Raw genomic sequence first — 13,850 nt, forward strand, 5'->3', positions numbered from 1 at the left:
CTCCCGTGTGGGTGTGTCTTTCGGGGCCTCTGGCGGTTTGGGGGGGGGGGGGGGTGGGGGGGCACACAACGCTCTGGCCGGCGGGGTTGGCGACCGCGCCGCCGAGGCGGACGCTGCGCACCGGCCCGAAGCGCTGCACCACGGCGTCGCCGGCCAGCCGGGCGCCGGCCATGGTGGCGGCGAAGGCGGCGTAGCAGGCGGCTGCGGTGCCCGCCGAGGACCCGGTGACGTCCCGCAGGTAGACGCCGCCCCAGTCCATGCTGGCGCCCTCGGCGAAGACCGCGCAGAAACCGACCAGGCCGATCACCAGCGCGGAGCGCGGCGGCAGCGCGAACCGCGGCGGCGCCTCCTCCTCCGGCTCGGGCCGGACGTCCAGCAGGCGGGCGCAGACCGCGACGGCGAGCACGGTCAGCAGGGCGGCGACCACCGCGTACTGGATCCGGGCGTCGATCTGGCGGTGGGCGGCGAGCACGCCGAAGCCGGAGGCGACCAGGCCGCCGACGCTCCACATGCCGTGCAGGCCGGACATGATCGGGCGGCCGAGCCTGACCTCGACCTCGACGCCCTGGGCGTTCATCGCGACGTCCGCCATGCCGGCGGTGGCGCCGTAGACGAAGAGCGCCAGCCAGAGCACCGCGAGGTTCGGCGCCAGGGCGGGCAGCGCGAGGGAGAGCGTCCAGAGCATCAGCAGTCCGCGGACGGCGGCCCGGCCGCCGAAGCGGTGCACGATCCGGCCGGCCAGCGGCATCGCCAGGAACGAGCCCACCGCGGGGGCGACCAGGGCCAGGCCGAGCTGGCCGGGGCCGAGGTGCAGGTGGTCCTGGAGCCACGGGATGCGGGTGGCGAAGGTGCCGGTCACCGCGCCGTGGACGGCGAAGACCAGCGCCACGCTCACCCTCGCCCGCCGTACGGCCTGGATGTCGTCTGCCATGTGTTGCCCGTCCTTCCCCGGCCGTGTCCCGGATCGTGCCGTCTGTGTCCAGCGTGCGCCGATAAACTATCAGGAAGGGACCCTGATAGAAACAGGCGATGCGGAACCCGTTCGAACCTCTGGAAGGATGCCGCCCATGACGACCGCGCGTACGGCCACGCCCAGCACCGCGAGGGCCATCAACGACCGGCTGGCGCTCGATCTCCTGCTGGAGCGCGGCCCGCTGACCGCCAGCACCCTGCGCGACCTCACCGGACTCTCCCGCCCCACCGTCGCCGACCTGCTGGAACGCCTCCAGCGCGCCGGCCTGGTCGCCGTGGTCGGCGAGAGCGGCGAACAGCGCCGCGGCCCCAACGCCCGCCTGTACGCCCTCGTCGCGGACCGCGCCCACCTGGCCGGCATCGACATCCGCGCCACCGGCGTCAGCCTGGTCGTCGCCGACCTCACCGGCCGCACCCTCGCCCGCGCCGAGGTCCCGGCCGCCGGCGACGGCAGCCTCGTCGACCGCACCATGGCCGCCCTGCGCGCTGCCGCCCGGGAGGCCGGCGCCGAGCGCCTGCACACCGTTGCCATCGGCGCGCCCGGCCTGTTCGACCCGGCCACCGGCGAGCACAACAACTCCGGCGACCTGCCGCGCTGGCACACCGACCTGCTCGCCGCGCTGCGCAGCGACCCCGCCACCGCGGTCATCGTCGACAACGAGGTCAACCTCGCCGGCATCGCCGAACACCGCCTCGGCGCGGCACAGGACCGCGACACCTTCGTGCTCTGCTGGCTCAGCCACGGCGTCGGCGCCGCCGTCGTCCTGGACGGCCGGCTGCGCCGCGGCGCCAGCGGCGGCACCGGCGAGATCGGCTACCTGCCGCTGCACGGCAGCGGCCTGCCGGACGCCGACTCCGGCTGCTCCGGCGGCGGCTTCCACACCACCGTCTCCTCGGCCGCGATCTGCGACCTCGCCGCCGCCCACGGCCTGCCCGTACCGCCCTGCGGCAGCGCACCGCGGGGCGAGGCCGTCGTCCGCAACGCCGTCGCCGCCGGCGCCGCGGAGTTCCTGGACGAGCTGGCGCAGCGGATCGCCATCGGCGTGGCGGCCGTCTGCGCCGTCCTCGACCCCGGCTGCGTCGTCCTCGGCGGCGAGATCGGCCGGGCCGGCGGCGCCGACCTCGCCGACCGCGTCGCCCACCGGCTCGCCCGCCTCGTCCCGCTGCGCACCGAGGTCCGGGCGGGCACCGCGGGCGGCGGCGCGGTGCTCGCGGGCGCGGTGCTGACCGCGGGCGACGCCGTGCGGCGGGACGTCTTCGGCGGGAGCTGACCGCCCGTCGGCGCGCCGGCCGCGGCCGCGGCCCGGTCCGCTTCGCCCGCGACCGGGCCGGTAGGGCAGGATGGCGGCGACAGCCGTCCGCCGCCGCACCTGCCAGGAGAGCGCCATGGCCCCGTCCGACCGGCCGGTCCACCCCTACCGCATCGGCGAGGCCGCCGCGATGCTCGGCGTCAGCGCCGACACCATGCGCCGCTGGGTCGACGCGGGCCGGCTCGGTGCGACCAGGGACGAGCACGGCCACCGGATCATCCCCGGCGCCCAGCTTGCAGCCTTCGCCCGGGAGCTCGCCAAGCCGGAGAACGCCGCCGCCGAGGGCCGACCGTCCTCCGCCCGCAACCGTTTCCCCGGCATCGTCACGGACGTGCTGCTCGGCGACGTCGCCGCCCAGGTGGAGATCCAGGCCGGCCCGTTCCGGGTGGTGTCGCTGATCAGCCGGGAGTCCGCGGAGGAGCTCGGCCTGGTGCCCGGTGCGCCCGCCACCGCCGTCATCAAGTCCACCAACGTGGTCGTCGAGTCCCGCTGACGGTCCGTCCGCCCCGCCGGCCCGCCGACGGCGGGCCGCGCCGCCCAGCCGTCCGAGGAAGGACGTTCCACCCGATGAGCCGCCCGCTCGCCGTCGCCCACCGCGGCGACCCGTACCGCCACCGCGAGAACACCCTCCCGTCGATCGCGTCGGCCCTGGCGGCCGGCGCGGACGCGGTCGAGGTGGACGTCCGGCTGACCCGCGACGGGGTGCCCGTCCTGCTGCACGACCCCACCCTGGAGCGGCTCTGGGGCGACCCGCGGGAGGTCCGCCGGCTGACCCTCGACCGGCTCGCCGACATCGGCGGGCCCGGGCAGCGGGTCCCCACCCTGGCCGAGGCGCTCAAGGCGGTCGCCGACCTGCCCGGGGCGCGGCTGCTGATCGACCTCGACCTCCCGGACCCGGCCGCCGCCGTCCGCCGGACCGTCGCCGACCTCGGCGCCGAACGGCTGGTCGCGTACTGCGGGCCCGCCACCGCGATGCTGGCCGTCCGCGCCGAGGATCCCGACGCCGAGATCTCGCTGACCTGGCGCCAGCCCCGGCTGCCCGCCGCGCCGCTGCTCGCGGACCTGCGACCGCGCTACCTCAACCCGCCGTTCGGCCTGGCCGGTCCGGCCCTCGTCGGCGCCGCCCACGACGCCGGCCTGCTGGTCGCGGTCTGGACGGTCGACCGGCGCCGCACCATGCGCCGGATGATCGCCGCCGGCGCCGACTCGCTCACCACCAACCGCATCGACCTGCTGCGCCGCACCGTCGACGCCGCGGCCGCCGCCCGGCCCGCCGAGCGGGTATGACGTCCCGTCGGGGCACCGCACAGCCGCTCACCGCCCGGGAGCTCGGCCGGGCCCTGCTCGCCCGCCAGCACCTGCTGGCCCGCACCGGGCTCGGCGCGGCCGAGGTCGTGGCGCACCTCGTCGGCCTGCAGGCGCAGGCCGCACCCGAGCCGCCCTACCTCGGACTGCTCAGCCGGATCGAGAACTTCCGGCCCGACGACCTGACCGCGCTGCTGGAGGAGCGCCGGGCCGTCCGGATCGCCCTCCAGCGCGGCACCATCCACCTGGTCACCGCCGCCGACTGCCTGGCGCTGCGCCCGCTGTTCCAGCCGGTGCTGGACCGCTGGCTGCGCACCGCCTACGCCGAGCGGCTCCCCGGCCTCGACCTCACCGGGCCGGTCGGGGCCGCGCTCGCCCCGCTCGCCGACCGGGCCCGCGCCCTGGTCGAGGAGCAGCCGCGCACCTTCCAACAGCTCGGCCCGCTGCTCGCCGCCGACCTGCCGGTCGGGGAGCCCGCCGCCCTCGCCCAGGCCGCCCGATGCGCGCTGCCGCTCGTCCAGGTGCCGCCGCGCGGCCTCTGGGGGCGCAGCGGCCCGGCCGCGCACACCACCGCGGAGCACTGGCTCGGCGGCCCGCTGGACCCCGGGCCCTCGCTGGACGACCTGGTGCTGCGCTATCTGGCGGCCTTCGGCCCGGCCACCGCCGCCGATGTGCAGAAGTGGTCCGGTCTCAGCCGGATCGGCCCGGTGCTGACCGGGCTCGCCGACCGCCTGGTACGGCTGCGCGACGAGGCCGGCCGCACCCTGTGGGACCTGCCCGGGGCGCCCCGCCCGGACGCCGCCGAGCCGGCCCCCGTCCGCCTGCTGGCCCCCTTCGACAACCTGCTGCTGTCGCACGCCGACCGCACCCGGGTGCTCCCCGAGGCCCACCGCACCCGGGTGATGACGGTGAACGGCATCGTGCTCGGCACCGTCCTGGTCGACGGCACGGTGGCGGGCACCTGGCGCACCGAGCAGGGCGCCGTCCGGGTCACCCCGTTCGAGGAGCTGCCGCGCACCGCCTTTTCCGGGATCGCCGAGGAGGCCGAGCGGGTGCTCGCCTTCGCCGGCACCCCCGGCGGCCCGCTGCACATCGACCCGCCCGGCTGACGCCCGCCCGGGCCGGCGCCGTCAGGCGGGCAGCGGCACGACCGCGACCGGGCACTCGGCGTGCTGGACGACGGTCTGGCTGGTCGAGCCCAGCCGGCCGAACGGGCCCTTCGGCTCACCGCGCCGGCCCACCACCAGCAGCTGCTGCGCCTTCGACCGCGACACCAGCTCCTTGGCCGCCCCCGACCGGACGGAGACCGCGGACACCGACACCTCCGGGTGGCTCTCCCGCCAGCCGGACAGCACCTCGGACAACAGCCGCTCGTGCTCGGCGGCGATGTGGCCCTTCTCGTACACCGGTGGCCGGCCGCCACCGGTGCTGATCAGCGGATACGTCCAGCTGTGCACGGCGAGGAGCGGCGCCCGGCGGCGGCGGGCGGCCTCGAAGGCCAGCTCCAGCACGGCGTCGTCGTGGCCGTCGCCCACGACGCCCACCGCGATCCCGCCCGAGGCGCCCTCCGACGGGCGCACCACGACGACCGGGCAGGGCGCCGTGGCCGCCGCGTGCAGGCCGGTCGAACCGAGCAGCAGGCGGGGGAAGCCGCCCGTTCCGCGGGCCCCGACCACCAGCAGGGCCGCGGACCCGGCCGCGTCCGTCAGGGCGGCCCGCGGATCGTCGTCGAGCAGCGCGGCGGTGACGCTCAGTCCGGGATGCCGCAGCAGGGCCCGGCGGCGGGCCCCGTCGAGCAGGTCCTCACCGATCTCCCGGATCGCCGTCGGCTCCCGGCCGTCCGGGGCCACGGCGGCCTCGCCGGGCCACGCGTGCACGACGTGCAGCGGCACGCCGCGCAGCTGCGCCTCGTCGGAGGCCCAGTCCAGGGCCGACCCGGCCGGGTCCGATGCGTCGATTCCCACGACGACGGGCTGACTCATGCCCACTCCTTCGCCGGTCCCCGACGGCCGTCCCGCCGCCCGGTGCCGCACCCGGCACCGCGTTGGGGGGCTTCGCTCCAGGCTATGCCCGGTCCCCGGGACCGGGCAGCGCGGACGCCGCCGGTCGGAGGGGCGCCCGGGCGGAGAAACGCCCTGGACCGGGAAATCTGATCGTTCTACCGCGAATGTGCTGAGATGGGGCGAAACGGAGAGCCGGTTCGCCGTCCGGGACCGGTCCGGCCCCACGGAGGTGGGAGTGTCGGCGGAGCCCCCGCCCCCCGGCCCGGCCGACGGGCCCGCCGCGGACCACCGCCGCCCGCACGAGGCGCTGCCGCAGGTCGTCCGCGCGGCCGCCGCCTGGTCCGCCGCCGTGATCCTCCTGATCACCGTCGGCGCCCTCGTCGTCTACGCGGTGGTGGCGCTGCGCTCGGCCACCGTGCCGATGCTGATCGCGCTGCTCGCCACCTCACTGCTCCAGCCGGTGATGCCGTGGCTGCTGCGCCGGGGCCTCGGGCGCGGCGCCGCAGCCGGACTGACCTGCGCCGCCCTCGTCCTCGGCGTCCTCGGGGTGCTCGCCCTGCTGGTCAACTCGCTCGTGCACAGCGCCCCGGAGATCGCCCCGGCGCTCGTCCAGGCGGGCGACAAGCTGGCCTCCTGGCTCGGCCCGGTCGGCGAGAAGCTCCAGTACGCCCTGAAGCAGAGCTCCGGCTCCGGCAGCAACCTCGTCCAGTCGCTCGCCGACGGCGTGCTGTCCGGCCTCGGACTGGCCACCCAGCTGCTCACCGGGAGCGTGCTCGCGCTCGCCCTGGTCTTCTTCTTCCTCCGGGACGGCCACCGCACCCCGGAGGCGGTCGGCCGCTACCTGCCCGCGCGGGCCGCCGACACGGTGGTCGCCTGCGGCCGGCAGGCCTTCGCGGCGATGGCCGGCTTCATGCGCGGGACCACGCTGATCGCCCTCATCGACGCGGTGTTCATCACCGTCGGCCTGCTGGTGCTGGGCGTCCCCGGCGCGCCCGGGCTCGGCGCCCTGGTCTTCCTCGGCGCCTACATCCCGTTCGTCGGGGCGTTCCTGTCCGGCACGGTGGCGGTGCTGGTCGCCCTCGCCGACGGCGGCCTGTCGAAGGCGCTGTGGACGCTCGGGGTGGTGCTCGCCGTGCAGGCCGTCGAGGGCAACATCCTGCAGCCGGTGATCCAGAGCCGAACGGTCGAGCTGCACCCCGCCACCATCATGATCGCGGTGGTGGCGGGGGCGGGCGTCGCGGGCATCATGGGCGCACTGCTGGCCGTCCCGCTCAGCGCGGCCGCGCTGGGTGTCATCACCGTGCTGCGCGGCGGAGCCGGGGACGGTGGCGGCGGCGGGGGAGACGGCGCACCGGCCGAACCGCCCGCGCCGTCCCCCTGACCTGCCGCCCTCCCGGACGGCCGGCGCTGCCCGACGGCCGTCAGTCGCCCTCCACGGGCGCCTGGTCCCGCCAGCGGGCGAACTCGTCCACCGGGTCGCCGTCCAACCCCCACGGCCAGGGCGTCACCACCCCGTCCAGTGCCGCGAACACCGGGCCGGCCTCCGCGACCCGGCCCGCCTGGCCCAGCGCGTAGGCCAGCAGGTTCAGGTCGGCGAGCGCGGCCGCGTGGCGCAGGAAGCCGGGGGTCGGCCAGTCGGCCATCGCCCGGCCGAGCGCGGCCTCCGCGTCGGGCAGCGCCCAGCGCCGGCGCGCCCCGAGCGCGGTGACGCCGCCCTGCGCCAGGCCCGCCCGGTACCGGTCGGTCAGCAGGGCGAGCTCCAGCCCGGCCACCGCCGTCCCGGCCGGCGCCGAGGCCCGCACCGCCTCCACGAAGTCCAGCGCCTGGAGGTGCGAACCGCACTCGTCCGGCGACAGGTAGCGGAGCATCTCCAGGTGGGCCGTACGGTTCCAGGCGTCCCGGGCGCCGATCTCCCGGCAGATCGGGTACACCTCCTGCTCCGGACGGCGCAGCAGCCGGTGCACGGCCAGCAGTGCGACCCACGGGGCCGGGTCCTCAGGCCGCAGGTCCGCCGCGCGCCGGCAGCGGTCCAGAGTGGCCCGCGGATCCTCCAGGGCGCCGGCGACCCGGGCCTCCGCGACGTCGATCCAGGCGTGCAGCACCAGCGGGTCCGCGTCGCGGGGCCGCTGCCGCCGCCAGACCGTGGCCAGCGCCGGCGAGGCGAGCCGGGCGAGCACCCCCAGCCGGTGGGTACGGCGGTCCCAGTCCCCGCCGGCGCCCCGCAGCACCTGCTCGACCAGGCCGGCCGACAGGTCCAGCTGACCCTGCATCCGGGGGGCGGTGAGCTGCCGGCAGACCCTGCCGAGTTCCTGGTCGTCGAGCTCAGGAGCCAGGCGCGGTGCGGTACTTCGGCGTCGTCCAAAGATCGGCATGCCGCAGGAGGCTAGCGCGGCCCGACCCGGCCGGACAAAGCGCGACCAGGCCCGGAACGGCCCTGCCCGGGCTGGGCCCGGCTGCTCGGTGTACGCCCGGAACGGGCCGCGGACGGCGGTGCGGCGGCCGTCCGGGCGGGCCGCGCCGCCGCGCGACCGGAATCCGGGCCGTCGCCGCACCCGGGGCTACCGGGCGGTATGGTCGGCGGCGGTGCCACCGACGGTCGGGGCGAGCGAGGCAGGGGCGGCATGGAGTTTCGGACGGACATCCTGGGCGAGCCCTACGAGGCGGTCGAGCTGCCGCTCGCCGCCGACGAGGAGGGCGCGGTCAGTGCGACCCTGGTGCGCCGGCTGGTGCCCGGTTCGCAGCGCGCGGTGCTGTACGTGCACGGCTACGTGGACTACTTCTTCCAGACCCACCTGGCCGACCACTTCACCGCCGCCGGCTACTCCTTCTACGCCCTCGACCTGCGCAAGTACGGCCGCTCGCTGCGCTCCCACCAGTCCCCGAACTTCGTGCGCGACCTGTCCGCGTACGACGAGGAGCTCGACGAGGCCGTCCGGGTCGTGCGCGACCTCGACGGCCACACCGAGCTGCTGGTCAACGGTCACTCCACCGGCGGCCTGGTCACCGCGCTCTGGGCGAGCCGCCGGGCCGGCCGCGGCCTGGTCGACGGCCTGTTCCTGAACAGCCCGTTCCTGTCGATGCCCGCCTCGGCGGCCGTCCGCACCCTCGGCGCGCCCGCGGTGCAGGCGCTCGGCCGGGTCGCGGGCCTGCGCAAGCTGCCCGCCCCGCTCAACCCGCACTACGTGCACAGCCTGCACCGCGACCACCGGGGCAGCTGGGACTTCGACCTCTCCCTCAAGCCCGCCGAGGGCTTCCCGCTGTACGCCGGCTGGCTCGCCGCGATCGAGCGGGGCCACCGCCAGGTCCGCCGCGGACTGAAGATCGACTGCCCGGTGCTGCTGATGGCCTCCACCGCCTCCACCGTCACCAGCAAGTGGGACGACGCCCTGCACCGCACCGACGCCGTGCTGCGCGCCGACGACATCGCCGCCCTCGGGCCGCGGCTGGGCCGGCACGTCACCGTCGTCCGGATCGACGGCGGCGTGCACGACCTCGTGCTCTCCGGCGAGCAGGCCCGCACCCAGGTCTTCACCGAGCTCGACCGCTGGCTCGGCGCCTACCTCCCGGGCGCGGGGGAGTGACCGGCGATCCCCGGCCGGTCGAGCGGCGGACCGCCCTCGGCACCGCCAAGCTGATGCCCGACCTGGACGAGCCCGAGGCCTGGCTGCTCACCCTGGACGGCACCCCGCAGTCCTACGTCGACCTCGCCGACCCCACCCGCCTCGAGTTCGAGTACACCCGGCGGATCGGCCACCTCGCCGACGTGCTCGCACCCGCCGGCGCCCCGCTGGACACCCTGCACCTGGGGGGCGGCGCGCTCACCCTGCCCCGCTACCTGGCCGCCACCCGGCCCGGCTCCCGGCAGCACGTGGTGGAGGCCGACGGCCCGCTGGTCGACCTGGTCGCCGACCACCTGCCCTGGCCGGCCGGCATCGAGGTCGTCGTCGGCGACGCCCGCGAGGCGCTCGCCGCCGCCCCGCCGCACGCCGCCGACCTGGTCGTCGCCGACGTCTTCCGGGGCTCGCGCACCCCCGCGCACCTCACCTCGGTGGAGTTCCTGCGGCTGGCCGCGGCGGCGCTGCGGCCCGGCGGCTGCTACGCCGCCAACCTCGCCGACGGCCCGCCGCTCGCCTTCGCCGCCGCCCAGGCGGCGAGCCTGCGCGCGGTCTTCCCGTACACCTGCCTGGTGGCGGAGGCGCCCGTGCTGCGCGGCCGCCGCTACGGCAACATCCTGCTGGCCGGCTCGGACGCCCCGCTGCCCACCGAGGAGCTCGCCCGGCGGCTGGCCGGCGACCCCTTCCCGGCGCGGCTCACCGACGGCGCCGGGCTCACCGCGCTGATCGGCGGCGCCGGGCCGGTGGCGGACGCCGATGCCGCGGACTCCCCGCCGCCGCCGGACGGCGCGTTCAGCATCGGCTGAGCGCCCGTCCGGGGCAGAATGCCGGTCCGGGCACTGCCCGGATGCGTTCGAGGACGGCTGACCGGGTGTCAGAATGGGCGGACAACCCTCGATGATCTTGCCGATTCCCCAAGGAGATCCGGGTGACCACTGACGAACCGCCGACCCGGCCGGCGCCGCTGTCGGCCAAGCTCGGTGCCGTGCCCGAGACCGCACTGTGGACGCTCTACCAGCGCGCCGTCGAAGCCCGTCGGCCGGATGCGCTGCTCGATGATCCCAAGGCCGTGGAGCTGGTGGACCGGATCGGCTTCCCGTTCGCCGAACTGTTCGGCCACAGCGCCGTCCAGGCCCAGTTGCAGGCACTGCGGGTCGGCTGCTTCGACCGCGAGGTGGCGGATTTCCTGGCCCGGGAACCGCGCGGCACGGTGGTCTGCCTGGGGGAGGGGCTGGAGACCCAGTTCTGGCGGGTCGACAACGGGCGGGCCCGGTGGCTGAGCGTGGACCTGCCCGAGTCGGTGGCGCTGCGCGAGGAACTGCTGCCGCCGGGGCCGCGGCAGCGCTACCTGGCCGCCGACGTCACCGACCTCGGCTGGGCCGAGGAGGTCGACCGCAGCCACGGGGTCCTGGTCACCGCGCAGGGGCTGCTGATGTACCTGCGGCCGCCCCAGGTGCGGGACCTGATCGCGGGCTGCGCCGAGCGGTTCCCGGGCGGCTCGCTGGTCCTGGACGCCGTGCCCCACTGGTTCGGCCGGCTGACCCGCAGCGGCCGGATGCGAACCCACAACTACCAGGCACCACCGATGCCGTGGGCGATGGATGCGGGCGAGCGGCACAAGCTCCGCACGGCCGGCCCGGCCGTGGCCGCGGTCCGGGACGTCCGGCCGACCGGCGGGCGCGGCCTCGTCGGCGCCCTGCTGCCACTGGCCCTGGCCGTCCCGCCGCTCTCCACCCGGCGCCCCTCGGTCACCGTCCTGGACTTCGCCGAGCGGCCCGAGGGGCCGTAGACGCGGGGGCGGGCGGGGTGCCCCACCCCGGACGGCCGCGGACGGGTCGGCCGGAGCGCCGCGGCGCCGGTCGTCGAACGGTGCCGGGTCCGCGAGATCCGAGCCCACCGCGTGGAGGGCGGACGCGAAGTCCGCGGGTCGTCGTCGGGCCTCCTTCTCGGCCGGTGGTCGGGAACGGGCGTCCGATGACCGGCGTTGAGGTAAAGGGCGGGTCAACACGTTAGGCTGCCCTGGCCGGGCCGGGCGCGCTCCGGCCGTCGCCCGCCGCACAGTCCAGCCGAGACGCCGTCTCGCCCCGCCCCGGAGGTACCGGCCTTGCACATCGACCAGTGGATCGAGAGCGTCCCGCCGACCTCGGTGTATGCGCTCATCGCACTGATCATCGGGCTGGAGAGCCTCGGCATCCCGCTGCCCGGCGAGATCGCCCTCGTGACCGCCTCGCTGCTCGCCGCCCGCGGCGTGGTCAGCCCGTGGTGGGTGGCGGCCTGCGCGATTCTCGGCGCCGTGGTCGGCGACTCGATCGGGTACTCGATCGGCCGGCGCGGGGGCCGCCCGCTGTTCGACCGGCTCGGCCGGCGCTTCCCCAAGCACTTCGGGCCCGAGCACCTGGAGACCGCCGAGCGGTCCTTCCGCCGCTGGGGCATGTGGGCGGTCTTCTTCGGCCGCTTCATCGCCCTGCTGCGGATCTTCGCCGGGCCGCTGGCGGGCGCCCTGCGGATGCCGTACTGGAAGTTCCTGATCGCCAACGTGCTCGGCGGTGTCGCCTGGGCAGGCGGCACCACGCTGCTGGTCTACCAGGTCGGCAAGGTCGCCGAGCAGTGGCTGAAGAGCTTCTCCTGGCTCGGCCTGGTGGCCGCGGCCCTCGCCGGTGCAGGCTCCGCCTGGGTCCTGAAGCGGCGCGCCGCGAAGGCCCGCGCCGAGCACCCCGAGCAGTCCGGCGGCGCGAGCGGCGAGCCGGCCGGTCCCGCCGAGGCCCGGACGCCCGCCCCGGCCCCGGTCGTCGAGGGCGCCGCGGACTGACCGTCAGAACGCGACGGCCGGGGGCCCGCACGCACCGTCGGCTAGTCTGCCGGTGTGACGGACCGCACCGGATCCGTCGGCGACGGACGGAGGCGGGCGTGAGCCAGCAGCAGTGGACGGCGGTCGACGACTACTTCACCGGCGCGCTGATCGGCGCGGATCCGGTGCTCGCCGCGGCTCAGGAGGCCGCCGACAAGGCGGGCCTCCCGCAGATCGCGGTCTCCCCGCCGCAGGGCAAGCTGCTCCAGCTGCTGGCCCGGACGGTCGGCGCCCGGCGGATCCTGGAGGTCGGCACGCTCGCCGGCTACAGCGCCATCTGGATGGCCCGCGCGCTGCCCGACGACGGCACCCTGATCAGCCTGGAGATCGACCCGGTGCACGCCGACGTGGCCCGGGCCAACCTGCGGGACGCGGGCCTCGCCGGGATCGCCGAGGTCCGCCTCGGCCGCGCCGCGGACACCCTCCGGGAGCTCGCCGAGGCCGGCACCGACCCCTTCGACCTGGTCTTCATCGACGCGGACAAGCCGGGCAACCCGGTCTACTTCGGCTGGGCGCTGGAGCTGACCCGGCCGGGCTCGCTGATCGTCGTCGACAACGTGGTGCGCGGCGGGGCGGTCGCCGACCTCGCCTCGACCGACCCCGCCGTTATCGGCGTGCACCGGCTGCACGAGGCGATCGCCGCCGAGCCGCGGGTCTCCGCCACCTCCGTGCAGACCGTCGGCAGCAAGGGCTACGACGGTTTCACCCTGATCCGCGTCAACCGTTGAGCGGCGGGCCGGGTCCGGACGAGAGGCGGAAGAGGCACCCATGAGAATCGGACTGCTCGGCACCGGCCCCTGGGCGCGCACGGTGCACGCCCCGGCGCTGGCCGGCCACCCCGGCGTGGAGTTCGCCGGCGTCTGGGGCCGGCGCACCGAGGCGGCCGCCGAGATAGCCGTCGAGCACGGCGTGCCCGCCTACGGGGACGTCGACGAGCTGCTCGCGGAGGTGGACGCGGTCGCGGTGGCGCTCGCCCCGCACGCCCAGGCCGAGGTCGCGGCGCGGGCGGCCGAGGCGGGCCGCCACCTGCTCCTCGACAAGCCGGTCGCGCTGGCCGTCCCGGAGGCCCGCCGGGTCGCCGAGGCGGTGGCCGCGGGCGGCCTGGCGTCGGTGGTCTTCTTCACCCTGCGCTTCGGCGGCGAGCGGGTCCCGTGGCTCGCCGAGCAGGCCGCGCGCGACGACTGGTTCACCGCCCGCTGCGACTGGCTCGGCTCGGTCTTCACCAGCGACAGCCCGTACGCCGAGTCGCCGTGGCGCCGCGACAAGGGCGCCCTGTGGGACGTCGGCCCGCACGCCCTGTCGCTGCTGCTGCCGGTGCTCGGCGACGTCGCCGAGGTGACCGCGGCCCGCGGGCCCGGCGACACCGTCCACCTCGTGCTCGGCCACACCGCGGGGGCCAGCAGCAGCCTGGCACTGAGCCTGACCGCGCCGCCCGCCGCGGCCGGGGTCGCCCTGGAGCTGCGCGGCGGCTCCGGCACGGCCCGGCTGCCGGAGCACGGCGTGCCGCCGGTCGAGGCGCTCGGGCACGCGGTGGACGCGCTGCTCTCGGCCGCCGACGGCGGCGGGCCGCACCCCTGCGACGCGGCGTTCGGGCTGCGCGTGGTGGAGATCCTGGCCGCGGCCGAGCAGGCGCTGAACGGCGGGGCGACCGTCCGGCTGTGAGGCCCGGGCACGCGGCGGGGCGCCCGCCCCCCGGGGCGGGGGGCCCCCGGGCCCGCCGGGCGTGGGGGCGCCGGGCGCCGGGGGGGGGGGCGGGGTGGGGTCGGCGGGGGCGGGGGGGTTTAAAACAAAAACAGCC

Annotated in this window: 13 protein-coding genes and 1 pseudogene; 11 read left to right on the forward strand and 3 right to left on the reverse strand. The window is 76.8% G+C overall.

Features of this window, described 5'->3' with window-relative positions; genetic code table 11:
- Nucleotides 1–931 (reverse strand): annotated as a pseudogene (locus ACFV0G_RS20530) (MFS transporter); the annotation flags it as partial.
- Nucleotides 932–1,067: 136 nt separating this feature from the next.
- Between ACFV0G_RS20530 and ACFV0G_RS20535 the strand changes: the two are divergent.
- The 4 genes from ACFV0G_RS20535 to ACFV0G_RS20550 all read left to right on the forward strand — a co-directional run bounded on the left by ACFV0G_RS20535 (nucleotide 1,068) and on the right by ACFV0G_RS20550 (nucleotide 4,696).
- The gene (locus tag ACFV0G_RS20535) at nucleotides 1,068–2,243 is read left to right on the forward strand and encodes an ROK family transcriptional regulator (protein WP_380549523.1); all 1,176 of its coding nucleotides are present in this window, start codon (nucleotides 1,068–1,070) and stop codon (nucleotides 2,241–2,243) included.
- A 115-nt stretch (nucleotides 2,244–2,358) separates the two neighbouring features.
- The gene (locus ACFV0G_RS20540) at nucleotides 2,359–2,775 is read left to right on the forward strand and encodes a molybdopterin-binding protein (RefSeq protein WP_380549526.1); all 417 of its coding nucleotides are present in this window, start codon (nucleotides 2,359–2,361) and stop codon (nucleotides 2,773–2,775) included.
- Nucleotides 2,776–2,849: 74 nt separating this feature from the next.
- Complete coding sequence (locus tag ACFV0G_RS20545; RefSeq protein WP_380549529.1) at nucleotides 2,850–3,569, forward strand: glycerophosphodiester phosphodiesterase; 720 nt, start codon at nucleotides 2,850–2,852, stop codon at nucleotides 3,567–3,569.
- A complete protein-coding gene (locus ACFV0G_RS20550) occupies nucleotides 3,566–4,696 on the forward strand; it encodes a winged helix DNA-binding domain-containing protein (RefSeq protein WP_380549532.1) in 1,131 nt (376 codons plus the stop codon). Before ACFV0G_RS20545 ends, ACFV0G_RS20550 begins: the two co-directional genes overlap by 4 nt.
- Before the next feature lie 21 nt (nucleotides 4,697–4,717).
- On the opposite strand, the gene ACFV0G_RS20555 is transcribed toward ACFV0G_RS20550, so the two are convergent.
- Entirely contained in the window at nucleotides 4,718–5,569 is an 852-nt protein-coding gene (locus tag ACFV0G_RS20555; RefSeq protein WP_380549535.1) for a universal stress protein, read from the reverse strand.
- Between the two features lie 256 nt (nucleotides 5,570–5,825).
- Between ACFV0G_RS20555 and ACFV0G_RS20560 the strand changes: the two genes are divergently transcribed.
- Nucleotides 5,826–6,971, forward strand: a complete 1,146-nt coding sequence (locus ACFV0G_RS20560; RefSeq protein ID WP_380549538.1) for an AI-2E family transporter — start codon at nucleotides 5,826–5,828, stop codon at nucleotides 6,969–6,971.
- A gap of 40 nt (nucleotides 6,972–7,011) precedes the next feature.
- On the opposite strand, the gene ACFV0G_RS20565 is transcribed toward ACFV0G_RS20560, so the two are convergent.
- The gene (locus tag ACFV0G_RS20565) at nucleotides 7,012–7,962 is read right to left on the reverse strand and encodes a hypothetical protein (protein WP_380549541.1); all 951 of its coding nucleotides are present in this window, start codon (nucleotides 7,960–7,962) and stop codon (nucleotides 7,012–7,014) included.
- A 249-nt stretch (nucleotides 7,963–8,211) separates the two neighbouring features.
- Here ACFV0G_RS20565 and ACFV0G_RS20570 point away from each other — a divergent pair, with 249 nt between their 5' ends.
- From ACFV0G_RS20570 to ACFV0G_RS20595, 6 genes are all read left to right on the forward strand, one after another.
- Nucleotides 8,212–9,171, forward strand: coding sequence for an alpha/beta hydrolase (locus tag ACFV0G_RS20570; protein WP_380549544.1), 960 nt, complete (start codon nucleotides 8,212–8,214; stop codon nucleotides 9,169–9,171).
- 53 nt (nucleotides 9,172–9,224) lie between these two features.
- Nucleotides 9,225–10,010: a spermidine synthase gene (locus tag ACFV0G_RS20575; RefSeq protein WP_380549559.1), complete on the forward strand. Its 786-nt coding sequence runs from the start codon at nucleotides 9,225–9,227 to the stop codon at nucleotides 10,008–10,010.
- A 122-nt stretch (nucleotides 10,011–10,132) separates the two neighbouring features.
- The gene (locus ACFV0G_RS20580) at nucleotides 10,133–10,993 is read left to right on the forward strand and encodes a class I SAM-dependent methyltransferase (RefSeq protein ID WP_380549547.1); all 861 of its coding nucleotides are present in this window, start codon (nucleotides 10,133–10,135) and stop codon (nucleotides 10,991–10,993) included.
- A gap of 315 nt (nucleotides 10,994–11,308) precedes the next feature.
- Nucleotides 11,309–12,013, forward strand: coding sequence for a DedA family protein (locus tag ACFV0G_RS20585; RefSeq protein WP_380549550.1), 705 nt, complete (start codon nucleotides 11,309–11,311; stop codon nucleotides 12,011–12,013).
- A gap of 98 nt (nucleotides 12,014–12,111) precedes the next feature.
- A complete protein-coding gene (locus ACFV0G_RS20590) occupies nucleotides 12,112–12,780 on the forward strand; it encodes an O-methyltransferase (RefSeq protein WP_380549553.1) in 669 nt (222 codons plus the stop codon).
- A gap of 40 nt (nucleotides 12,781–12,820) precedes the next feature.
- A complete protein-coding gene (locus ACFV0G_RS20595) occupies nucleotides 12,821–13,714 on the forward strand; it encodes a Gfo/Idh/MocA family protein (RefSeq protein WP_380549556.1) in 894 nt (297 codons plus the stop codon).
- The last annotated feature ends 136 nt before the right edge of the window (nucleotides 13,715–13,850 follow it).

This window comes from Kitasatospora sp. NPDC059571 (genome assembly GCF_042735675.1).
Classification (GTDB): Bacteria; Actinomycetota; Actinomycetes; order Streptomycetales; family Streptomycetaceae; genus Kitasatospora.

Excerpts from the sequence above, each read along its gene's own strand:
- ACFV0G_RS20565 (WP_380549541.1), bottom strand. The coding sequence starts at position 7,962 with ATGCCGATCTTTGGACGACGCCGAAGTACCGCACCGCGCCTGGCTCCT.
- ACFV0G_RS20570 (WP_380549544.1), top strand. The coding sequence starts at position 8,212 with ATGGAGTTTCGGACGGACATCCTGGGCGAGCCCTACGAGGCGGTCGAG.
- ACFV0G_RS20575 (WP_380549559.1), top strand. The coding sequence starts at position 9,225 with ATGCCCGACCTGGACGAGCCCGAGGCCTGGCTGCTCACCCTGGACGGC.
- ACFV0G_RS20595 (WP_380549556.1), top strand. The coding sequence starts at position 12,821 with ATGAGAATCGGACTGCTCGGCACCGGCCCCTGGGCGCGCACGGTGCAC.
- ACFV0G_RS20545 (WP_380549529.1), top strand. The coding sequence starts at position 2,850 with ATGAGCCGCCCGCTCGCCGTCGCCCACCGCGGCGACCCGTACCGCCAC.
- ACFV0G_RS20535 (WP_380549523.1), top strand. The coding sequence starts at position 1,068 with ATGACGACCGCGCGTACGGCCACGCCCAGCACCGCGAGGGCCATCAAC.
- ACFV0G_RS20550 (WP_380549532.1), top strand. The coding sequence starts at position 3,566 with ATGACGTCCCGTCGGGGCACCGCACAGCCGCTCACCGCCCGGGAGCTC.
- ACFV0G_RS20540 (WP_380549526.1), top strand. The coding sequence starts at position 2,359 with ATGGCCCCGTCCGACCGGCCGGTCCACCCCTACCGCATCGGCGAGGCC.
- ACFV0G_RS20555 (WP_380549535.1), bottom strand. The coding sequence starts at position 5,569 with ATGAGTCAGCCCGTCGTCGTGGGAATCGACGCATCGGACCCGGCCGGG.